This window comes from Pararoseomonas sp. SCSIO 73927 (assembly GCF_037040815.1).
GTDB lineage: Bacteria > Pseudomonadota > Alphaproteobacteria > Acetobacterales > Acetobacteraceae > Roseomonas.
Map to the genome: position 1 here is coordinate 356695 of NZ_CP146232.1, position 21462 is coordinate 378156.

The following is a 21462-nucleotide window of genomic DNA, read 5'->3' on the forward strand; positions in this document are numbered from 1 at the left end:
CAAGACAGGCGCGAGGATCGCGGCCGGGATCGGGGCCGGAGGCGCGGCATGAGCGGCACCGCCTCCGTCACGCTCTACGCGGGCTGCGCCGCCATCAGCGCCGCCTGGACGGTGCTCGTCCTCCTCGTCGGGCGCGGCGCTGCGGCGCGGCCGCCGGCGGTGGCGGGCGCGGTGGCCGCGCTCTGGGCGGCGGCGGTCGCGGCGATGCCGGAGAACCCGCTCAACGGCATCGCGGGCCTCGCGGAGGTGGCGCGGGGCGCGACATGGCTCGCGGTGCTGCTGCTGCTCTGCCGGCGCCTGGCGGCACCCGGCGGCGCGGCGCTCCTGCGCGGCCTCGGGGCGCTCGGCCTCGGCGTCACGGCCCTTGCCCTGGCGTCGCTCCTGCCCGGGGCGGCCTCGCCGCAGGGCTACGGCACCGCCCTCACCCTCGCCCGCCCGGCGCTGGCCCTCCTCGTCGTGCTGGTGGCGGAGAACCTCTACCGCAATGCGCCGGAGGAGGCGCGGTGGCACGTGGTGCTGCCCTGCATCGCGCTCGGCGGGCTGGCCGCCTTCGATCTCGTGCTCTACGCGGACGCGGCGCTGTCCGGCGCCTTCTCGGACGTGCTGATCGACTCCCGCGCCGTGCTGACGGTGCTGGCGGTGCCGCTCCTCGCCATCGCCGCGGTGCGGGACCGCAGGACCTCGCACGAGCCGCCCGTGTCGCGGCAGCTGGTGTTCCACGGCGCCACCCTGCTGACCGCCGGCACCTTCCTGCTGGGCGCCGGCATCGTGGGGGAGGCGCTGCACAGGCTCGGCGGCCCCTGGGCGCGCGCGGCGCAGGTGGGGCTCCTCGCCGGCGCGGTAATGACGCTCGCGGTGGCGGTCAGCGCGCGCTCCGTCCGTTCCCGGCTGCGGCGCCTCGTCGTGGACCACTTCTTCCGCGACCGCTACGACTACCGGCGGGAATGGCTGCGCTGCGTCGCCACCCTCTCCGCGCCGGACGCGGAGGCCTCGGCCGAGATCCGGGCGATCCGGGCGGTGGCGGACCCGGCCGACAGCCCCGCGGGCGTCCTGCTGCTGCGCGACCCCGGCGAGCCGCCGTCCGGCGCGCCGGCGCTGTGCTGGGCCGGGTCGTGGAACGGTCCCTCCGCGCCGCTCGCGCTGCCGGCCGGCCACGCCCTCGCCCTGGCGCTGCGGGACGGCGCCTGGGTGGCCCGGCCAGGCGCGGGAGAGTTCCAGGAGTTGCGCTCCCTCTACGGCCCGATCTGGCTCGCCGTGCCGCTGACCCATCACCGCGAGGGGCTGCTCGGGGTCGTGCTGCTCTCGCCGCCGCGGGCCCCCTTCGTGCCGGATGGCGAGACCTTCGACCTGCTGCGCGCCCTCGGGCGCGAGGTCGCGATGTTCCTGGCGGAGCGGCGCGCCGCCCAGCGCGCCGCGGATGCGGAGCGGATCCAGGCCTATGCCGGCCGCTTCGCCTTCGTGGCGCACGACGTGAAGACGGTGGCGACGCAGCTGAACCTGCTGCTCGCCAATGCGGAGGCCAACATCGCGGACCCGGAGTTCCAGCGCGACATGCTGCTCACGGTCCGGTCCTCCGCCGCGCGGATCGGCGCGCTGATCGCGCGGCTGCGCGCCCCGGATGAGGGCCGCGCGCCCTCCGCCGCGCTCATCCGGCCGGTGGATCGGCTGCGGCGCCTGCTGGCCGCCCGGCCCGGGCCGGTCCTGCTGGAGGCGGACGACATGGAGGAGGTGCAGGTGGCCATGTCGGCGGAGGCCTTCGATGCCGCCGTGACCCACCTGCTGGACAACGCCGTGGAGGCATCTCCCCCGGGGAGGGAGGTGGCCGTCCGGTTGCGGCGTGAGGGGGAGATAATTCTGGTGGATATCGTTGACCGGGGCACGGGGATGTCGGCGGCATTCCTGCGCGATGTGCTGTTCCGCCCGCTCGCCTCTTCGAAGCCCGACGGGAACGGCATCGGCGCGTGGCAGGCGCGGGAGCTGCTGCGGCGGGCCGGGGGCGACCTCGTGGCCCGGAGTATGCCGGGGGTCGGCACGACCATGCGCATGAGCCTGCCCCTGGCGGCCACGGCGCCCCAGGCGGCTGCGGTGACGGCCGCGGCGAAGCGGGAACTGGCGGGCGCGGGCGCGGAGCTGTGCCCATGAGCAAGCCGAAGCTGCTGATCGTCGAGGACGACGTCGCCCTGGCGGCCCAGTTCCGCTGGGCCTTCCCCGACTGCCGCGTGGTGATCGCGGGGGACCGGGCGCAGGCAAAGGCGCTGGTGGAGAAGGAGCAGCCCTCCGCCACGCTGCTCGACCTCGGCCTGCCGCCGGACCCGGAGGGCGTGACGGAGGGGTTCGCCACGCTGGAAGTCCTTCGCCGCCTGGCGCCGGGCATGCCGGTGGTGGTGTGCAGCGGCCAGGGGCAGCGCGAGAACATGCTGCGCGCCATCGCCCTCGGCGCCTATGATTTCTGCGAAAAGCCGGTGGACCTGGCGGTGCTGCGCACCGTGGTGGACCGGGCGCTGCGCCTGCGGGAACTGGAGGAGGAAAACCTCCGCCTCGCCTCCATGCCGCGCGCGAGCCCGGTGCGCGACATCATCACGGCCGACGAGACGATGCTGAAGATCTGCGGCACGGTGGAGCGCCTGGCCCAGGTCTCCGTCCCCGTGCTGTTGCTCGGCGAGAGCGGCACCGGCAAGGAGGCCCTGGCCCGCGCCCTGCACGAGATGGGGCCGCGCGCGAAGGGCAAGTTCGTGGCGATCAACTGCGCCGCCATTCCGGAGGCGCTGCTGGAAAGCGAGCTGTTCGGGCATGAGCGGGGCGCCTTCACCGGCGCCGTGCGGCAGGTCACCGGCCGGATCGAGGCGGCGAACAACGGCACTCTGTTCCTGGACGAGGTGGGCGACCTGCCCGCCTCCCTCCAGGCGAAGCTGCTGCGCTTCCTGCAGGACCAGGTGATCGAGCGGGTGGGCGGGCGCACACCGATCCGGGTGGATGTGCGCGTGGTGTCCGCGACGAACCAGCCGCTGGAGGAGCAGACCGAGACGGGGCGCTTCCGCGCCGACCTCCTCTACCGGCTGAACTCCCTCACCATCCGCGTGCCGCCGCTGCGGGAGCGCGGGGACGATCCCCTGCTCCTCGCGCGCTGGTTCCTGGCCCGCTACGCGCGGGACTTCTCCCGCCGCATCCGGGGCTTCGATCCCACGGCGACGCAGGCCATACAGTCCCATACCTGGCCCGGGAACGTGCGGGAGCTGTCCAACCGCGTGCGCCGCGGCGCCCTGATGGCGGACGGGCAGCTGGTGACGGCCGCCGACCTGGAGCTGAGCGAGCCGGAGCCGGCGCCGGAGGCGGATCTCGACATCCGCGCCGCGCGGCTGCGCGCCGAGCGATCCGCGCTGGAGCGCGCGCTGGCGCGCAGCGGCGGCAGCCTGACGATGACGGCGCGCCTGCTCGGCGTCAGCCGCCCCACGATCTACGCGCTGCTCGAGACGCACGGGCTGAGCGGCGGCCGCAACTACGTCGAGCCGTCCGCCTCGTCCACCGACAACGAGAAGTGAGCCGAGGTTCCGCCATGCACCGCTCCATCTCACCCTCCTCCACAGCCCGCGCCGCATCCCTGGCCCTGAGAGGAGGCGCGCTCCTCGCCGGGGCCGTCCTGCTCGGTGCCGTCGCCGCCTCCCCCGCCGGCGCGGCGGCGCCGGAGCGGGCGCGGGAGGCCGCGGCGCGCGGCGACCTGCGGGCGGCCCAGCTGGAGTGGCGCAACGCGGTGCGGGACGATCCGGGATCAGCATCCACCCGGGTCTCGCTCGCCCTGGCCAGCCTGGAGCTGGGCGACGGCGAGGTGGCGGAGCGCGAGGCGCGGGCCGCCATGGAGCGCGGCTACGACCCCGCGCGCGGCACCGCGCTGCTGATCCGCGCCTATGTCGTGACGGGGCGCTTCGACGAGCTGCTCCGCGACTTCCCCGCACCCGGCCCGGCGGCGGCGGCTTCAGGCGTGGCGGCGCAGGTCCTGGCGGGCCGCGTCCTCGCGCTGCTCGCGACCGGGCAGGCGGAGGCCGCGCGCGAGGCGGGCGAGGCGGCGCTGCGCCTGGCGCCGGAGGCGGAGGAGGTGCAGCTCTCCGCCGCCGCCCTCGCGATGGCCGCCGACGACCGCGCCGCGGCGGAGGCGGCCGTGGACCGCGTGCTGGCGCGCGATCCCGCCTCCGCGGAGGGATGGCTCCGCAAGGGGTCGCTGCAGCTGGCGCGGCAGGAGCTGAGGCCCGCGCTGGAGAGCTTCACGCGGGCGGTCTCGGCCGCCCCGGGCAATGCGGGGGCGCGGCTGCGGCGGGCCGAGGTGCTGCTGCAGCTCAACGAGCCGGCCCCTGCGAAGGCGGACGTGGACGCCGTCCTCGCCACCATGCCGGGCAGCCCGCCCGGCCTCTACCTGCGGGCCATGCTGCTGGCCCGCGCGGGGGATTGGGCCGGTGTGGACGCGGCGCTGCAGCCCATCGGCTCCATCCTCGGCAACTTCCCGGACGGGTTCCTGCTGCTGGCCTTCGCCAAGCGCGGGCTGAACCAGACGGCGCAGGCCGAGGACGCCGCGCGCCGCCACCACGCGCGGCAGCCGGAGGACCCGCGCGGCGCACGGCTCGTCGCCGCCTTCGAGATCGACGCGAACCGGCACGAGGAGGCGGCGGCGATCCTCGCCCGCCTGGCGGAGCGCGGCACGGCGGATGCGGAAGCGCTGGACCTGCTCGGGCGGCTCCACAGCCGCGCGGGCCGCCGGCGCGAGGCGGTGGCCGCCCTGGCCCGTGCCGCGGAGCTGGCGCCCGACGATGCCGGCGTGCTCGGCCGCCTCGCCGCGGCCCGCATGGCCGCAGGGGACCGGGAGGGCACGGCGGCGGCGGCGGAGGGCGCGCTGCAGCGCGACCCGAACCGGCGCGGCCTGCGGGAGATCCTCGCCCTCACGGCCCTGCAGCGCGGCGACCTGCAGGCCGCGGAGGCGGAGCTGGACCGCCTGGACCCGGCCACCCGGCGCGGCGAGGTCGCGGCGGTGCTGCAGGGCACCCTCCACCTCGCGCGGTTCCAGCTGCAGCCCGCCCGGGCGGTCTTCGCCGGCGTGCTGCGCGACCACCCCGCCTCCACCGCCGCCCGGATCGGGCTGGCGCGCGTGGCGCGGATCGAGAACCGCCCGGAGGAGTCCGAGCGGCTGCTCGGGGAGGTGCTGCGGGCGGATCCGGCCAATGTGGAAGCGATCGGCCAGCTCGCCGCCTCGGCGATGCCGGGATCGCCGCGCGCCGCGCAGGCGCGGGCCGTGCTGGCCGCGGTGCAGGAGGCCGCGCCCGGCGTGCAGCCGCTGGCACTGGCCATGGCCAACGTGATGATGCGCGCGGGCGACGCCGCCGGGGCGGCGCGGGTGCTGGCCGCGCCGCCGCTGCAGGGCGGGGCGGCCGTCACGGTTCCCCTGGCCCGTTCCGAGGCCCATGCGGCGGCGGAACAGTGGGCCGAGGCGGAGGCGCAGAGCCGCCTGGCCCTGGCCCAGGACCCGAACTCCGCGGCGGCGCGCCGGCAGTTGGCGGCTCTGCTCGTCCGCTCCGGCGACGCGCGCGGGGCGGAGACGCTGATCGAGCAGGGGCTGCGGGCGCGCCCGGCCGATGCGACGCTGCAGCAGACGCTCGCCGGGCTGGTGCTGCAGGCACGGGGCCTGGACGCGGCGCTGGCCCTGGCCGACCGCCTCGCGGCGCAGCCGGAGGCACGGCCGGCAAGCCTGGCGTTGCGCGGCGACGTGCTGTCCGCCGCGGGGAGGCCGAGGGAGGCGGCGGCGGCCTACGCGGCGGCCATGGGGCAGGCTCCCATGGGGGTGATGGTGCTGCGGCAGGCGACGGCGCTGCGCGCGGCGGGCGACGCGCCAGCCGCGGACGCGGCGTTGCGGTCCTGGCTGGCCGCCAACCCGGACGACGACGGCGTCGGCCTCGTCCTCTCGCAGTTCGACATCGAAGCCGGGCGCAACGAGGAGGCGGAGCGGCGGCTGGAGAGGATCGTGGCGCGGCATCCCGGGAACCCCGTGTCCCTCAACAACCTCGCCTGGCTGCTGGGGCAGCGGGGCGGGGACGCCGCCACCCGCTCCCGGGCGCTTTCCCTGGCGGAGCGCGCCTACTTTCTAACGCCCAACCCCGACACGGCGGACACGCTGGGCTGGATCATGGCGCGCGGCGGGCAGGCGGAGCGCGCGGTGCCGCTGCTCCGGCTATCCGCCACGGCGCGGTCGGCGGAGCGCCCCGACCCCGCCTCCGCCTACCGCCTGGCCTACGCCCTCCGCGCGACGGGCGGGCGGGAGGAGGCGCTGACGGTGCTCGCCGCGGCGATGGAGGGCGCGCCCGTCTTCCCCGAGAAGGCGGAGGCCGAGCGCCTCCTCGTCGACCTGCGCGCGCGTCGCTGAGGGGCGGGGATGCGCGACCTCCTCTTCGTCGCGGTGCTGGCGGCGCTGCTGGCGCTGGCGGTGGCGCGGCCCTTCGCCGGGATCCTGCTGTGGTCCTGGATCTCCTTCATGAACCCGCACCGGCTGGTCTGGGGACCGGCCTCCGAGCTGCCATGGGCGATGTCGGTCTTCGCGGCCACGCTGATCGGCTGCGTGGCGGCGGGGGAGCTGCGGCGGCCGGTGTGGAACGCCATCACGGTCCCGCTGCTGGCGCTCATGGCGTGCTTCACCCTCACCTCCGCCGCGGCGATCGGCGAGCCCGGCGCGGTCTGGGCGAAGTGGGAGCACACGATGAAGGTGCTGCTGGTGCTTCTCGTCACCGCCTCCATGCTGACGGACCGGCGGCGGGTGCAGGCGCTGGTCTGGGTGATGGTGATCTCGCTCGGCTACTACGGCGTGCGCGGCGGCATTTTCTCGATCGTCAACGGCGGCAACTACCGGGTCTGGGGCCCGCCGCAGACAATGATCACGGACAACAACCACCTCGCCGCGGCGATGCTGGTGACGCTGCCGCTGATGAACTGGCTGCGGATGCACTCGGCGCACCGGATCGTGCGGCTGGGGCTGGCCGCCGCGATGGCGCTGACGCTGCTCGCCGTCGTCGCCAGCTACTCGCGCGGCGCGCTGCTGGGGCTGCTGGCCGCCGCCTTCGTGATGTGGCTGCGCACCAAGGGCAAGCTGGTCTCCGGCGTCGTGCTGGCGGCCTGCGTGGCCGGGGCCATCGCCTTCATGCCGGCCGCCTGGACGGAGCGGATGAACACCATCTCCACCTACCAGGAGGACGGCTCGGCCTCCGAGCGGCTGGTGCTCTGGGACATCTCCTTCCGCCTCGCGCTCAGCCGGCCGCTGACGGGGGCGGGCTTCACCGGCCCCTACACGCGCTCGGCGGTGGACACGGTGGCGCCGGGCGGGCCGGCGCGCGCCGTGCACAGCATCTGGTTCGAGCTGCTGGGCGAGAACGGCTTCCCCACCTTCCTCGTCTGGCTGAGCCTCACGCTATCGGGCCTGATCCTTGCCCTGCGGCTCGGCCGCATGGCGCGGGGCCGGCCGGATCTGGCCTGGGCGGGCGATCTCGGGCGCATGGCGCAGGTCTCGATCGTCGCCTACCTCGTCAGCGGCACCTTCCTCTCGCTCTCCTACTGGGACTTCTACTGGACGCTGCTGGTGGTGGTGGGCGCCGCGCACGCGCTGGCGCTGAAGGCGCTGGCCGGGGATCCGCTGGCGGGGAACGGGGCCGCGCGCGCGGCGGCGCGGCGCGGCGTGGCCGGTGGCTGGCGAGGTGGTTGGCGGGGCGGCCCCGCGCGGCCCGCCCTGCCGGGCCTTGCGGGCGGGGTCCGCGCATGACCCGGCCAATGGAGGAGCGCGCGCATGGACGGCCTCTACTTCCTGGCGATGCTCGTGGGCGTCGCCTGGCTCGCCTGGTGGGCGGTGCGGGATCCGGCGAACCCGGCCTGGTCACCCTTCGACATGCGCGGGGAGCCGCCGGCCCCCGCCCCATCGGGAGAGGACGGCCGTGAGCGCCGCGCAGGACATTTCCACCCTTCCCGCACGCCCGGCGCCCCGCGCCGAAAGCCCGCTCCGGTTGCTGACCTTCAGCACCCTCTACCCAAGCCCCGGGCGTCCCAATCATGGCGTCTTCGTCGAGAACCGGCTGCTCCACCTCGTCGGGGGCGGTGAGGCGCGGAGCACGGTGCTGGCGCCGGTGCCGTGGTTCCCCTTCCGCGGGCGGAAAGGCCCGGCGGAGGCGGAGCGGCACGGGTTGCGGGTGCATCATCCCCGCTTCCTCGCCCCGCCCGGGCTGGGGATGCTGACGGCGCCCACCAGCCTCTACCTCGCGGCCCGGTCGGCGCTGGCGCGCATGATGGAGAGCGGCTTCGACTTCGACCTGCTGGACGCCCACTACCTTTACCCCGATGGCGTGGCGGCGGTCTGGCTCGGGCAGGAACTCGGCAAGCCCGTGGTCATCACGGCGCGCGGCTCCGATGTCAGCCAGCTGCCGGGCTACCGCCTGCCCCGCCAGGCGATCCTGCGGGCCATCCGCGGCGCGGACGCGCTGATCGCGGTGAGCGCGGGGCTGCGGGACGGGCTGCTGGCGCTGGGTGCGCCGCCGGAGAAGGTGACGGTGCTGCGCAACGGCGTGGACCTGAACACCTTCGTGCCCCCCGTCTCGCGCCCGGCCGCGCGCGCGGCGCTCGGGCTGGGCGAAGGGCCCGTGCTGGTCTCGGTCGGCCACCTCATCGAGCGCAAGGGACACCACCACGTCATCGCGGCCCTGCCGATGCTGCCGGGGCACCGCCTGCTGATCCTCGGCGAGGGGCCGGAGCGCGGGGCGCTGGTCGCCCTCGCCCGGCGGCTGGGGGTGGAGGACCGGGTGCGGCTCGTCGGTGCCCAGCCCCATGCGAGCCTGCCCGGATGGTACGGCGCCGCGGACGCGATGGTGCTCGCCTCCAGCCGGGAGGGCTGGGCGAACGTGCTGCTGGAATCCATGGCCTGCGGCACGCCCGTCGTGGCCAGCCCGGCCTGGGGCAGCCGCGAGGCGGTGCGGAGCCCCGCCGCGGGGCTGGTGATGGAGAGGACGACGCCGGAGGCCGTGGCGGCCGGGGTGCGTCGCCTGCTGGCCAGTCCACCGGAACGGGCCGCCACCCGCGCCTATGCCGAGGGCTTCGGCTGGGAGGAGACGAGCGCCGGCCAGATGGCGGTGTTCCGGCGCGTCCTGGCCGCGAGGGCGGGGGCGTGATGCGCCGCCGGGACCTCCTCGCCGCCACCGCGGCCCTCGCCCTCCCCGGCGGGGCGCTGGCGCAGGTGCGCGCCGCGGCGCCGCCCTGCCCTTCCGCACCCGGCGACATCGTCGGGCTGGTGCTTGAGGGGATGGGCGGGGGCGTCGGCAGCGTCGCCGTCTTCGGCCAGGCCTTCCGGCCGGGCGACGTGCCGGGCCGCGCCGGGCTGCGCGCCAGGCTGCCGGACGGGCGAACCCTGCCGGCGCAGATCGACGTGAAGACCCGCCACCCCGACGGCTCCGCCCGGTGGGCGGTGATCGCCCTCTCCTGCCCCGCCCTGCCGCGCGGCGGCCGGCAGGGGGTGGTGCTCTCCGCGGGGGAGGCGCCGGGGCCGGCGCTGGACGTGCCGGCGGCGCTGTCCGGGCGGCAGGCCCTCGTCACGCTGCGCGGCTCCGGCGAGGCGGAGTGGCGGATGGACCTGCTGGCTGCGTTCCGCGCCGCGCTGGGAGAGGCGCCCTGGCAGGCCGGCCCGCTGGCCGTGGCGACGCGGGTCTCGGCCGCCGTGCCCCCGGCCTCGGCGGGGGGCGTCGCCTCCCTCCGGCTCGTCGCGGACGTGGCGCTGCGGGCGGACGGCTCGCTCTGGGTGGAAGCCTGGTTCCGCAACGACGTGGCGATGCGCCCGAACGGCGGCGAGGCCGCCTACGCCGTCCAGCTCCTCCTGGACGGGCGCACGGCGCTGGAGACGACGATCCCGAAGCAGGCCCAGTACACGGGCTGGGGGCGGCTGCTGGGTTCGGTGCGCTCCGGCACGCCGCCCCTGGTGCGGCACGACGCCGCCTACCTGGCCGATGCGGCGGCCGTTGCGCGCTACGACCTCGCGACCGGGGTGGAGGAGGCGCTGCTGGCGCGGCTGGGCGCGGCGATGGCCGCGCCCGCCTGGGCGGCACCCCTCTCCGCCCGGGGGATCACGCAGGACATGGGGCAGACCGGTGGGCGCGCGGATATCGGCCCCGCCACCATGCCGCAGGCCGTCTGGCTCATCACCGGCGATCCCCGCGCGGCCGCCTACTGCCAGGGGCAGGCCGAGGCGGCGGGCTCTATTCCCTGGCACTACTGGGACCCCTCCGGCGGCACCGGGGGCAGCACCGGGGGCGGCGGCTGGATCGACACGCGCCGCTGGCCCCGGCTGTGGAGCGACGGGCGGGGCGGCCCCGCGCCGGGCGGGCTGATGCAGCCCGTGGCGGGGGATACGGGCTGGCGGGCCGATTGCGCGCACCAGCCGGACCTGAACTTCGTGCCCTGCCTGCTGACCGGGCGGCGCGCCCTGCTGGACAACCTGCAGGCCCAGGCCTCCTGGTGCGTCGTCTCGCAATGGCCCTCGCCCTCGGCGCGCGGGGCGCCGGGCGCCGCAGGGCCCGGCGAGGGCGTGAACGTGGTGCGCGGCAACCAGGTGCGCGGCGGCGCCTGGTCCCTGCGCCAGCTGGAGAACGCGGCCTGGATCAGCCCGGACGACGACTCCAACCGCCCCTGGCTGCGCGCCGCCGCCGCCGGGAACTGGGCCTGGATCCGCGCCCAGATCCCGGCCTGGACGGCGGCCCAGGGCGAGGCGCATGGCTGGATCCCCGGCGAGTACGGCGCGGCCGGCGTGCTGCCGCCCTGGCAGCAGGACTACTTCGCCTCCACCGCCGCCATCGCCGCGCGCCGGGGCGACGAGGCGGCGCGCGCGGTGCTGACGTGGATGGCGAACTTCCTCGTCGGCCGCTTCGGGGCGGCGGATCGCGGCTTCGGGCGGAACGACGGCGCGGCCTACCTCATCGCGCATCTCTCCCCCGGCGGGCAGCCCCTGGGAAGCTGGGCGGCGATGGGGGAGGCGACGCGGGCCAGGGGCCTCTCCAACGGCACGGGATGGGGCCGGAGCGAGGGCGACTACGCCCAGCTCGCCCTGGCCTCCCTCGCGGCCGTCTCCGAGACGCTCGGCTCGGCTGCGGCGGCGCAGGCCTACACCTGGCTGGCGGGCGCGGGGGCGCCCTTCACCCGGGCGCAGGATTTCGCGCGCGACCCGGCCTTCCACATCGTCCCGCGCGGGCGCGGCGGCGCCCGCTGCGCGTCCTGAGCGGGCGGGAAAGGGGAGCGCGATGATCCTCGTCTTCGACATGACGAACAGCGGCACCGCCCATGTGCCGATCAACCGCGGGCTGCTGGAGGCGATGGCGCTCGCTTTTCCCGGGACCGGCGTGCGCTTCCACGCGGAGGCGGACCACCTGCAGGCGGTGCGCGCCGCCCCGGCGATGCGGGGCCTGCCGAACCTGCGCTTCACGCCCATCGCGCTCTCGCCGCTGCACCGCTGGAAGACGCACATCGTCTCCGCCCGCCGCTTCTGGCGGGAGCTGCGGACGATCCAGGCCGCGCTGCGGGCCGCCGCGCGCGAATCCGCCCCCCGGGGGGAGCCGCACCTCCTCGTCCTCGCCTCCACCACGCCGACCGCGATCCTGGCCGCGCTGATCGCGGCGCGCACCGCGCGGCGCCCCGTCTCGGTGCAGGTGGGGCTGCACGGCAACCTGAACGAGGTGGTGGGTTGGCGGTCCCGCCACCCGCTGCTCCGCCGGCTGGACCTGCACGCGATGCTCGCGCGGCCGTCGCGGCGGCTCCGGCTGCTGGTCTTCGAGACGGTGATCCGCGACGCGCTGGAGGCCGCCATCCCCGGCAGCCGGGCCCGGACGGACGTGCTGCCGCACCCCGTGGACGTGCGGGAAGCGGCGGGCCGCGCCGCGCCCCCGCCCTTGCCGGAAGGGCCGATCCGCGTGGGAATCGTGGGGATGGCCACGGCCTCCAAGGGGATCGACGCCTACCTGGAGACGGCGCGGCTGTTCCGGGCGCGCCACGGCGCGCGGATCGAGTTCCACATCGTGGGCGGCCGCCCCGGCAGCACCCCGGCCGAGCGCTTCGCCGACATCGCCCACCCCGTGGAGGCCGGGCATATCCCGCGCGAGACCTTTGCGGCGCGGATGGCCGGGCTGCACTACGTGTTCCTGCCGCTGCAGCCCGGCTACTACAGCCTCTCGCCCAGTGGCGGGCTGATGGACGCGGTGGCGTGGTGCAAGCCGGTGATCGCCGCGCGGGTTCCGATCACGCAGGCGCTGTTCGCCGAGGGCGGCGACATCGGCCACCTTTGCGACGACCTGGCGGGGATGCAGGCGGTGCTGGAGGAGCTGGTGACGGGCGGGCCGGACCGCGCCCGCTACGAGGCCCAGACCGCCGCGCTGCACCGCCTGCGCGAGGGGCGCGGGCCGGAGGCGCAGGCCCTGGCCTACCGGGCCATCCTGCGGCAGGGCTTCCCGGAGCTGTTCGCGCCGGCCCCCTCACCCGCCTGGCAGGGCGCGCGGGCCTGAGCTCCGCTTCCTGTCCGCGCCCCAGGACCCGAGGGCGAGGAACGTGGCGCCGACGAGCCGCCGAAGCGGCTCCGGCAGGACGGAAACCCCGAGCTTCAGCCTGGCCCGCCAGGCCCGGTGCGGCCGGGGAAGCTGCGCGTAGATCCGCCGCACCGCCGCGTGGTCGTGCCGGCCGAAGGCGATGTGCAGCGCGTCCGCCCGCCGGCGCGCGGCGCTCTCGCGGATGCTGGCGGCGTGCGGGCCGAGGGAGGGGCGGCGCCGCAGCACGTGCTCCAGGATCGCCGCGTCGCCGAGGTTCATCGCCTGCACATCGGCGGAGTAGTTGCCGGCGTGCTTGCGGATCCGCACGAGCGGGCGCGGCACCACGCCGAAGGGCGTGTGCTCCGCCAGCAGCAGGGCGGTCGCGAAATCCGTGCCGACCACGCGGCCCACCGAGACGTCCCAGCCGCCGACATCCAGCAGGAAAAGCCGGTCTGCCACCATGCAGGAGGGGAAGAAGGGCTGGAAGCGGATCAGCCGGTCCACGATGGGCGTGTCGAACACCGCGCTGCCGTCCGGGCTGACGTGGCGGAGGCCGCCCCAATAGCCCGGCGGGGCCGTGTCGAACTTCCGGGGCGCGAGGTCGCACCCGTCCTGCAGGACCGTGAAGTCCGTGAAGGCGGCGCGGGTACGCGGCTCGGCGGCCCAGAGCGCCGCCATGGCCCGCAGGAACCCGGGGGACCAGAGGTCGTCGCTGTCGCAGAAGGCGACGAGGTCGCCGGTCGCGATCCGCAGCCCGGCGTTGCGCGCCGCGAGGTCGCCGGAGTTCGGGATGCGGCAGGCCGTGACGAGGCCGCGGTAGCGCTCCGCCAGCATCGCCGCGGTGCCGTCGGTCGAGCCGTCATCCACCACGATGATCTCGTGCGGGCGCAGGCTCTGGCCGATGATGGCGTCCAGCGTCTCGGCCAGCAGCGCCGCCCGGTTGTAGGTCGGGACGACGACGCTGATGCGGGGCGCGGCCTCCTGCGGCACGGGATCGGGCGGCATGGGATCAGCCCCCCCCGCCGGGGCGCCGGAAGACGAGGTCGGCCATGTCGAAATCCGTGCGGGTCAGGGGGATGAGGCGCGCGGAGGGGGGGCGGATGTAGAAGCCCGGGCGGTAGTCGTTCGCCACCTCGAAGGGCCGGAACCCGGCCTCCGCGAACAGGGCGAGCAGCGCCTCCAGCGACCCGCCGGTCTCCTCCAGCGCCGCGGGCCTCACCTCCACCAGCACCTCGGCGTCGGCGCGCAGGCGCGGCAGGACCTCCCTCATGCCCTGCAGCACCATCCACTCCGCGCCCTCCACGTCGATCTTGATCAGGCGCGCCGCGGCGATCTCGTCGGCCGGCACGATCTGCGCCAGGGGGCGTCCTTCCACCACCGCCTCGTGCCGCGCGCCGTTGCGGGCCGCCTCCTCCGCCACGATCGTCGTGCCGCCGAGATTTGTGTCGTCGTGCAGGAAGACCGGCACGGGGCCGGCCACGGCTGTGGCCGCCACGTTGTAGGCGCGCACGTTGGTCACGCCGTTCGCGGCCAGGTTCCGCTCCAGTTGCCGGAAGATCCCGGGCGAGGCCTCCACCGCGTGCACGCGCCCGCCAGGGCCGATGAGCTTGGCCGCGAGCAGCGTGTGCAGCCCGACATTCGCCCCGATGTCGATCACCACGTCGCCCGGCCGCAGCGCGGCGCGGAGGAGCGCGGTGACGGAGGGTTCCCAGACGCCGAAGAAGTAGACGTAGCCGTGCACCACGTCGGGGAAGGCGCCCTCCAGCCGCGCGCCGAACCGCGTGCGCGCCTGGATCCGGAAGGAGCGCCAGAGGATGTGGCGGTGGACGATCCTGTTCCACAGCCACTCCTTGCCCGCGCGCAGCGGGACGTGCCGGAAGTAGAGCCGCAGCCCGGCGCAGGCGGCGTGGAGCATCATGGGCTGGGCCTGCGGCCGCGCGATCGCGTTCATCGTGTTTCCTGGGAGGGGAAGATTTCGGTGCGGGAGTAGCGGAGGCGCCCGGCGGGCCCGCCGTCGCCCCACGCCAGGAGTCGCAGGAAGGCGAGAAGGTCGCCGACCTCCCGCGGATCCAGGCAGTAGGTGTCGACGGCGAGGAGCAGGGCGCGGAGGCGGTGCCCGGCGAGGAGGTTGTTGAGGGCGAGGCCCTTGCGGGCGCTGTAGCGCGCCCAGCGCAGCTCCCGCCGGACGCCGTGCAGCAGCGGGTCCGCAAGCGCCAGGCGGTGCATGCGAAGCGAATCCGGCGAGAGGCGCGCCGGCGAGGCCGTGGCGCCCGTGCCCGTGCGGCGCCACGCGTAGACATCGGCGTCCAGCACGTGCAGCGGCGCGAGGGCCGAGAGCCTGGCGAGGAACAGGAAGTCCTCGTAGTAGCGGAGCCCGTCCGCGAAACCGCCGATACGCAGAGCGAGATCTCGTTTCACGAGCACCGCGCCGAGGTGCATCCAGAAGTTCGCGATCAACTGCCGCGTGAGGCCGGGGCCGTGATAGGCGCGGGCGGGGATGCCGGCGTGGCCCACTCCCGCCATTGCCGCGTGGATGCCCGGCTCCGCCCGCAGCCGGCCGTCGCCGTGCAGCGTGACGTGGCGGCCGCCGATCCACTCCGGGCCGGCAGCCTCCGGGTCGGCCGCCTTGACCAGGGCTGCGGCGGCTTCCACCCGGCCTGGCAGCCAGAGGTCGTCCGCGTCGAGGAAGCCGATCCACTTCGCCCTGACCTCGCTGATCCCGCGGTTGCGTGCGGAGGCCGGGCCGGTGTTGCGCGCCTGCCGAAGGATGCGGACCCGCGGCTCGGAGCGCAGCGACTCCAGCGCGTCCAGCGTGGCGCGCTCCGACGACGCGTCGTCGACGAGGATCAGCTCCGCCACGCCGCGCCCCCCGCCGGCCGACAGCACGGACCCGACCGCCGAGCGCAGAAGCGCCGGATCGCTGTCGAAGACCGGACAGATGACACCGAGGTCCAAGGACTGGTCCCGCACCTTGATTATTTTCCAGAAACAACTTCCGCCGGCTTTCCTGTTTCTTCAAGGAAATCGCACGGGATGTTTGGTTTTTCGGATTGACCAGGATGAAAATTATGTAAAACCCGGTCGTGTAAAATGTAAATTATGTAAAGCTCATAATACTACTTATCTCGGGGCCGCTGTCCGGTTAGCTTTCACCACGTTGTCTTGCGGGAGGGCTTTCACGGCGATGGCGACGTTCCTCGTGACCGGCGGCTGCGGGTTCATCGGCTCCCATCTCTGCGCCGCGCTCCGCGCCGGCGGGCACGGCGTGCGGGTGCTGGACGATCTTTCGAGCGGCTCCGAGGCTAATCTTGCGCCCGGCAGCAAGTTCCTGCTGGGCGACGTCTGCCAGCCCATGGCGCTGCGCGAGGCGCTGGCCGGCGTCGACGGCTGCTTCCACCTCGCCGCGATCGCCTCCGTCCAGCGCGGCGAGAAGGACTGGCTCGGCGCCCACCGCACCAACCTCTCCGCCACGGTCGCGCTGCTCGAGGCCGCGCGCGGGCGCCGCATCCCCGTGGTCTACGCCTCCTCCGCCGCCGTCTACGGCAGCAACGGGAACCTGCCGCTGCACGAGGGCTCGGCCGTCCAGCCCCTCTCGGCCTACGGCGCCGACAAGCTGGGATGCGAGCAGCACGCGCGCGTGGCGGGCCATGTCCACGGCATCCCCACCGCCGGGCTGCGCTTCTTCAACGTCTTCGGCCCGCGGCAGGACCCGGCCTCGCCCTATTCGGGCGTGATCTCCATCTTCTGCGACCGCCTGCTGCGGAGGGAGCCCCTCACCGTCTTCGGGGATGGCCAGCAGACCCGGGACTTCATCTTCGTCGAGGACGTGGTGCGCGCCCTCCTCGCGGCGATGAACCGCACCGACACGGCCGCGCCGGTCTACAACATCTGCACCGGGCGCGGGACCTCGGTGCTGCAACTGGCCTCCCTCGTGGCGGACCTCCTCGACGTCACGGCCGAGGTCACCCACCAGCCCCCGAGGGCGGGGGAGGTGCGCCACTCCATCGGCTCGCCGCTCCTCGCGCGCGAGCGGCTGGGCCTGGGCTCGACCGTGCCGATCCGGGACGGCCTGGAGTCGACCCTGGCCTGGATGCGGGAGGGAAGGCCCGGGCTGGCGCGCCCGGCCCGGCCAGGCCTCAGCGCCAGAACACCCCTATGGCAAGCGCTATGAGACCCCAGCCCAGCACCGAGAGCGCGGCGATCAGCAGCGCGGCCGCGGGCCAGGTCATCCGCCTCGTCGGGGCGGGCCCGGCGCCGACGGATTCCCGGCCGGCATTCGCGTGGTCGGGGTCGGTGCGGCCTGGGTTCACGCGATGCCTCCTCGGTCGATCGGGGCCGTGATGAGCGATGTCTCTCCGCCATGGCCTTGGTGCAAGGCCCGTCCATAGCACGCCGGAAAACTCCAGGTCGTCCTGAATAGGATCGTCCTGAACAGGGAACCGCCCAGCATGTGTGGCATCGTCGGGATCTTCCAACCGGGCCAGGGAACGCCCGATCTCGCGCCGGTGCGGCGCATGGCGGAGGCGGTCCGGCACCGCGGGCCGGACGGCGAGGGCTTCCACGCCGAGCCTGGCGTCGCGCTCGGCCACCGGCGCCTGGCGATCGTGGACCTGGCCGGCGGCGCGCAGCCCATGGCGACGCCCGACGGCGCCCTCGTGATCTCCTTCAACGGCGAGATCTACAACCACGCCGCGCTCCGCCAGGAGCTGGAGGGGCTGGGCCACCGCTTCCTCACCCGCTCGGACACGGAGGCGATCCTGCACGGCTGGCGGCAATGGGGCGCGGGCTGCCTCGACCGCCTGAACGGCATGTTCGCCTTCGCGCTGTGGGACCGGGATGCCGGGCATCTCTTCCTCGCGCGCGACCGGCTGGGCGAGAAGCCGCTGCACTACGCGGCGCTGCCGGACGGGGGCGTCGCCTTCGCCTCCGAGATCGCGGGGCTGCTGGCGCTGCCCTCCCTCTCGTGCCGGCTGGACCCGGCGGCGGTCGACGACTTCCTCGCGCTCGGCTACGTGCCGGACCCGCACACGGTCTATGCCGGCATCCGGCGGCTGCCCGCGGGCCACCTCCTCCGGCTCGGGCGGGGCGAGGCGCGGCTTCCGGCGCCGCGGCGCTACTGGCAGCCGCCGCGCACCGTCAGCGCGCCGCAAGGCGCGCCGGCGGAGGAACTGGCGGCGCGGCTGCGGGACGCGGTGCGGATGCGGCTGATGTCGGACGTGCCGCTGGGCTGCTTCCTGTCGGGCGGCCTCGATTCCAGCGCGGTGGCCGCCGCCTCGGCGCGGGCCGGCCGGCCGCTGGACAGCTTCACCATCGGCTTCGAGGGCACGGAGGACGAAAGGCCCCCCGCCGCCGCCCTCGCCCACCTGCTCGGCGGCACGCACCGCGCCCGGGCCGCCTCGGGCGACCTGCTGGAGGACGCGCGCGGGCAGGCCGCCCTGTTCGGCGAGCCCTTCGGCGACGCCTCCTCCGTCCCGACCCTCGCGGTGTGCCGGCTGGCGCGCGGCCACGTCACCGTGGCGCTCTCGGGCGATGGCGGGGACGAGGTTTTCGCGGGCTACCGCCGCTACCGCTGGCACGCCCTGGCCGAGGCCGTGCGGCGCCACGTCCCCTCGCGCATCCGGCGCCCGCTGATCGGCTCCCTCGCCCGCGCCTACCCCAAGCTGGACCGGGCGCCGCGCTGGCTGCGCGCGAAGCACACGCTGACGGAGATCAGCCTCGACAGCGCGCTCGGCTACTACAACACGGTCTGCCGCATCGCGCATGAGCGGCGGCGCGCCCTCCTCTCCCCGGCGATGCGGGGCGCGGTGGAGGGGCACGACCCGGCGGCGCGCTTCGGCGCGCTGATGGAGGAGTGCGACCCGGACGAGCCGCTGCTGCAGGCGCAGTACGCGGACCTGCACACCTACCTGCCCGGCGACATCCTGACGAAGGTGGACCGCACGAGCATGGCGGTCTCACTGGAGGTGCGGCCGCCGCTGCTGGACCACACGCTGGTGGAGTGGGGCATGGCCCTGCCCGCCCCGCTGAAGCTGCGCGGCGGGACCGGCAAGCGCGTGCTGCGGGAGGCGGTGGCCGGCCTGCTGCCCGGCGAGGTGGCGGGGCGGCGCAAGCAGGGCTTCGCCGCCCCGATGGGGGCCGCCCTGCGCGCGCGGGCGCCCGAACTGCGCGCGCGGCTGCTCGGCCCCGCCATGCTCGACAGCGGGCTGTTCGACCGCGCGGCGCTGGCGCGGCTGGTGGACCAGCACGCCGATGGCCGCCTCGACCACGCCCAGGCCCTCTGGCAGCTCCTGGTGCTGGAAGGCTTCCTCGCGGGCGGCGTGGAGGGCGCGCGCGCCCTGCCGGACGCGGCGGTGGCGGCGCGGTGAGGGGCGGCGTGCCCCCTGCCCGCGGCGGCATCCTCGCGGCCACCGCGCGCGGCGCGGGCTGGGTGATGGCCTGGCGCATGATGACGCGGGTGCTGGGCCTGCTGAGCACGCTGATCCTCGTGCGCCTGCTGCCGCCCGGCGATTTCGGCCTCGTCGCCCTCGCCACGGCCTTCGCCCTGGCGCTGGACGTCTGCGTCTCCATCGGGGTGGAGGACCAGATCGTGCGCTCGCACGATCCGCGGCCGGCGCTCTACGACACGGCCTTCACGCTGAACCTGCTGCGCTCCTTTCTTCTCTCGGTCCTCATCGCCGTGGGGGCGTGGCCCGCGGCGGATTTCTTCGGCGACCCGCGGCTGGCGCCGGTCCTGCTCGCCCTCTCCGCCTCGGCCGCGGCGAGCGGGCTGACGAATGTCGGCGTCGCGGATTTCCGCCGGCAGCTGAGCTTCGAGAAGGAGTTCCAGCTCCAGTTCCTGCCGCGCGTGGTCGGCATCGCCGTGACGGTCCTCGGGGCGTGGCTGCTGGCCAGCCACTGGGCGCTGGTGCTGGGCATCCTCGTCAACCGGCTCGGCCTCGTGGTGGCGAGCCACCTGCTGCACCCCTACCGCCCCCGCCTCTCGCTGACGGCCTGGCGGGAGCTGGCGGGCGTCTCCGGCTGGAGCTGGGCGAACAGCCTGGCGACGGTGGTGCGGGACCGGGCGGACAGCCTCGTCATCGGTCGCGTCCTCGGCCCCGCGCGGCTCGGCATCTACGCCGCGGGGGCGGAGGTGGCGGTGCTGCCGACCACGGAGATGGTGGACCCGATCTGCCGCGCCTGCATGCCCGGCTTCGCCGCGGCCCTGCGGCAGGGCGACCCGGTGCTGCTGGAGGACGCCTATCTCCGCATCGTGGCGCTGACGGCGCTGCTGACGATCCCGGCGGGCTTCGGCATCTCCCTCGTCGCGGGGCCGGTGGTGGCGCTCGCCTTCGGGCCGGCCTGGATGGAGGCGGTGCCGGTGGTCCAGATCCTCGGCGTCGCCAGCACGCTGACGCTGTTCGGGGGCGTGAGCGCGGCGCTGCTGAACGCGCGGGCGTCCCTGCGGGCCCTGCTCGGCGTCACCGTCACGGCGGCGGCGGTGCGCGTGGTCCTGCTCGTCCTGCTGACGCGCTCCCACGGCCTCGCCGGGGCCGGGCTGGCGGTCGGCCTCGCGGTGGTGGCGGAGCACCTGATGCTCGTCGGCCTCGCCCTGCGCGCGCTCCGGATCCCGCCCGCGCGCTTCCTGGCGCGGCTGGGCCGGCCCGCCGCCGCGACGGCGGCCATGGTCGCCGTGCTGTGGTGGGGCGGGCTCGGCTGGGCCCCTCCCCCGGGCACGGCGGGTGCGGCGGCGTCGCTCCTCGCCGCCGGGGTCCCTCTCGGCGCTGCGAGCTTCGTCGCGGCGCTCGCCCTGTGCTGGCTCGCGGCGGGGCGTCCGGCAGGGGCGGAGGCGGACATGGCCGCCCTGGCCCGCCGCGTCGCCGGGCGCCTCCCCCCCCTTCGCGGCCGCGCCCCGCTGGCGCGGGAGGGCTGAGATGGACATGCCCATGCCGCTGGACGGCCCCCTGCCCGCGGAGGCGAGATCCGGACGGGCGGAATGGTCGGCCGCCGTGTTCGGCCGGAATGAGGCGCCCTTCATCGCCGGCTGCCTCCGCGCCCTGGCGGCGGCCGGGTCGGGCCGGGACCTGCACGTGACGGTGCTGCTGAACGGCACCACCGACGATTCCGCTGTGCGGGCCGCCGCGGCGCTGCGAGGGGCCGGGCTGCGCGGCCGGGTCTTCCTCATCCCGCAGGCGGACAAGGCGAACGCCCTGAACCACTATATCCACGCCCTGCGGCCGCGGGCGGAGACGGGCTTCTTCGTGGACGCCTACGCGGCGGTGGAGCCGGACGCGCTCACCCGCCTGGCGGCCGGGCTGCTGGCGCACCCGGCGGCCCGGGCCGCGGCGGCCGTGCCGAGCACGGGACGCAGCGCCGCCGCCCTGCGCCGCCGGATGCGGGCGGAGCCGGGGCTGCACGGCTCGCTCTTCGCCCTGCGCGGAGGCTTCCTGGACCGGATCGCGGCGGCGGGGGTGAGACTCCCACTAGGCCTCTACCGCGGCGACGGGCTCATCGGCTCCCTCGTGCTGCACGACCTGGACACGGCGCGCGGCGGCTGGCGGACCGAGCGGCTGGTGGTGGAGGAGCGCGCCACCTGGCGGGCGCCGCGGCTGAACCCGCTGCGCTGGCGGGACGCGCGGCGCCACCTGCACCGCCTGGTGCAGCAGGGCCGCGGGCGCCTGCAATGGACCGCGCTGAAGGACGCCCTCTACCCCGCGGATGGGCGGGAGGGCGGCTTCCGCGCCATGCCCGGGGATGCCGACCGGCACGTCCTGGAATGGATCGCGCGCGCCCCGGCGGAGCGGGAGCCGCGCCCCTGGCGCGACCCCTTCGCGGCCCTGGCCCTGCGGCGGATGCGCAGCGCCCCGCCCTGGGGCGACCTCACGCCGCGCCTCATCCTGGACACGGAGGCCGCATGAGC

At 75.6% G+C, this 21462-nt stretch carries 15 protein-coding genes; 11 read left to right on the top strand and 4 right to left on the bottom strand.

Annotation, left to right across the window (positions count from 1 at the left end; genetic code table 11):
- Window positions 1-48 precede the first annotated feature (48 nt).
- From prsK to VQH23_RS01860, 7 genes are all read left to right on the top strand, one after another.
- Window positions 49-2142, top strand: a complete 2094-nt coding sequence (gene prsK, locus VQH23_RS01830; RefSeq protein WP_338663908.1) for an XrtA/PEP-CTERM system histidine kinase PrsK — start codon at window positions 49-51, stop codon at window positions 2140-2142.
- Complete coding sequence (gene prsR, locus VQH23_RS01835) at window positions 2139-3539, top strand: PEP-CTERM-box response regulator transcription factor (protein ID WP_338663909.1); 1401 nt, start codon at window positions 2139-2141, stop codon at window positions 3537-3539. The genes prsK and prsR overlap by 4 nt, the downstream gene beginning before the upstream one ends.
- 14 nt (window positions 3540-3553) lie before the next feature.
- The gene (gene prsT / locus VQH23_RS01840; RefSeq protein ID WP_338663910.1) at window positions 3554-6400 is read left to right on the top strand and encodes an XrtA/PEP-CTERM system TPR-repeat protein PrsT; all 2847 of its coding nucleotides are present in this window, start codon (window positions 3554-3556) and stop codon (window positions 6398-6400) included.
- A gap of 9 nt (window positions 6401-6409) precedes the next feature.
- Window positions 6410-7783: a putative O-glycosylation ligase, exosortase A system-associated gene (locus VQH23_RS01845; RefSeq protein ID WP_338663911.1), complete on the top strand. Its 1374-nt coding sequence runs from the start codon at window positions 6410-6412 to the stop codon at window positions 7781-7783.
- Between the two features lie 169 nt (window positions 7784-7952).
- Window positions 7953-9176, top strand: coding sequence for a glycosyltransferase family 4 protein (locus tag VQH23_RS01850; protein ID WP_338663912.1), 1224 nt, complete (start codon window positions 7953-7955; stop codon window positions 9174-9176).
- Window positions 9176-11269 (top strand): hypothetical protein, encoded by a 2094-nt coding sequence (locus VQH23_RS01855; protein WP_338663913.1) that lies wholly within the window; start codon window positions 9176-9178, stop codon window positions 11267-11269. The genes VQH23_RS01850 and VQH23_RS01855 overlap by 1 nt, the downstream gene beginning before the upstream one ends.
- A gap of 22 nt (window positions 11270-11291) precedes the next feature.
- The gene (locus VQH23_RS01860) at window positions 11292-12545 is read left to right on the top strand and encodes a glycosyltransferase (RefSeq protein WP_338663914.1); all 1254 of its coding nucleotides are present in this window, start codon (window positions 11292-11294) and stop codon (window positions 12543-12545) included.
- Here VQH23_RS01860 and VQH23_RS01865 read toward each other — a convergent pair.
- The 3 genes from VQH23_RS01865 to VQH23_RS01875 are packed head-to-tail and all read right to left on the bottom strand — an operon-like array spanning window position 12516 to window position 15521.
- A complete protein-coding gene (locus VQH23_RS01865; RefSeq protein ID WP_338663915.1) occupies window positions 12516-13571 on the bottom strand; it encodes a glycosyltransferase family A protein in 1056 nt (351 codons plus the stop codon). The genes VQH23_RS01860 and VQH23_RS01865 overlap by 30 nt on opposite strands.
- Window positions 13572-13575: 4 nt before the next feature.
- On the bottom strand, window positions 13576-14517 hold the full coding sequence (locus VQH23_RS01870; protein ID WP_338663916.1) for an FkbM family methyltransferase: 942 nt from the start codon (window positions 14515-14517) through the stop codon (window positions 13576-13578).
- Complete coding sequence (locus VQH23_RS01875) at window positions 14514-15521, bottom strand: glycosyltransferase family 2 protein (RefSeq protein ID WP_338663917.1); 1008 nt, start codon at window positions 15519-15521, stop codon at window positions 14514-14516. Before VQH23_RS01875 ends, VQH23_RS01870 begins: the two co-directional genes overlap by 4 nt.
- A gap of 229 nt (window positions 15522-15750) precedes the next feature.
- Here VQH23_RS01875 and VQH23_RS01880 point away from each other — a divergent pair, with 229 nt between their 5' ends.
- Window positions 15751-16737, top strand: coding sequence for an NAD-dependent epimerase/dehydratase family protein (locus VQH23_RS01880; RefSeq protein ID WP_338663918.1), 987 nt, complete (start codon window positions 15751-15753; stop codon window positions 16735-16737).
- Here the strand turns inward: VQH23_RS01880 and VQH23_RS01885 are convergent.
- Window positions 16703-16876, bottom strand: a complete 174-nt coding sequence (locus VQH23_RS01885) for a hypothetical protein (protein WP_338663919.1) — start codon at window positions 16874-16876, stop codon at window positions 16703-16705. The genes VQH23_RS01880 and VQH23_RS01885 overlap by 35 nt on opposite strands.
- A gap of 138 nt (window positions 16877-17014) precedes the next feature.
- Between VQH23_RS01885 and asnB the strand changes: the two genes are divergently transcribed.
- The 3 genes from asnB to VQH23_RS01900 are packed head-to-tail and all read left to right on the top strand — an operon-like array spanning window position 17015 to window position 21460.
- A complete protein-coding gene (gene asnB / locus VQH23_RS01890) occupies window positions 17015-18931 on the top strand; it encodes an asparagine synthase (glutamine-hydrolyzing) (RefSeq protein WP_338663920.1) in 1917 nt (638 codons plus the stop codon).
- 8 nt (window positions 18932-18939) lie between these two features.
- Complete coding sequence (locus tag VQH23_RS01895) at window positions 18940-20475, top strand: oligosaccharide flippase family protein (protein WP_338663921.1); 1536 nt, start codon at window positions 18940-18942, stop codon at window positions 20473-20475.
- Window position 20476: 1 nt separating this feature from the next.
- Entirely contained in the window at window positions 20477-21460 is a 984-nt protein-coding gene (locus tag VQH23_RS01900) for a glycosyltransferase family A protein (RefSeq protein WP_338663922.1), read from the top strand.
- Window positions 21461-21462: the final 2 nt, after the last annotated feature.

What these genes read in the sequence shown, in the direction of transcription:
- prsK (WP_338663908.1), top strand. Translation starts at nt 49, where the DNA reads ATGAGCGGCACCGCCTCCGTCACGCTCTACGCGGGCTGCGCCGCCATC.
- prsR (WP_338663909.1), top strand. Translation starts at nt 2,139, where the DNA reads ATGAGCAAGCCGAAGCTGCTGATCGTCGAGGACGACGTCGCCCTGGCG.
- prsT (WP_338663910.1), top strand. Translation starts at nt 3,554, where the DNA reads ATGCACCGCTCCATCTCACCCTCCTCCACAGCCCGCGCCGCATCCCTG.
- VQH23_RS01845 (WP_338663911.1), top strand. Translation starts at nt 6,410, where the DNA reads ATGCGCGACCTCCTCTTCGTCGCGGTGCTGGCGGCGCTGCTGGCGCTG.
- VQH23_RS01855 (WP_338663913.1), top strand. Translation starts at nt 9,176, where the DNA reads ATGCGCCGCCGGGACCTCCTCGCCGCCACCGCGGCCCTCGCCCTCCCC.
- VQH23_RS01860 (WP_338663914.1), top strand. Translation starts at nt 11,292, where the DNA reads ATGATCCTCGTCTTCGACATGACGAACAGCGGCACCGCCCATGTGCCG.
- VQH23_RS01865 (WP_338663915.1), bottom strand. Translation starts at nt 13,571, where the DNA reads ATGCCGCCCGATCCCGTGCCGCAGGAGGCCGCGCCCCGCATCAGCGTC.
- VQH23_RS01870 (WP_338663916.1), bottom strand. Translation starts at nt 14,517, where the DNA reads ATGAACGCGATCGCGCGGCCGCAGGCCCAGCCCATGATGCTCCACGCC.
- VQH23_RS01880 (WP_338663918.1), top strand. Translation starts at nt 15,751, where the DNA reads ATGGCGACGTTCCTCGTGACCGGCGGCTGCGGGTTCATCGGCTCCCAT.
- asnB (WP_338663920.1), top strand. Translation starts at nt 17,015, where the DNA reads ATGTGTGGCATCGTCGGGATCTTCCAACCGGGCCAGGGAACGCCCGAT.
- VQH23_RS01900 (WP_338663922.1), top strand. Translation starts at nt 20,477, where the DNA reads ATGGACATGCCCATGCCGCTGGACGGCCCCCTGCCCGCGGAGGCGAGA.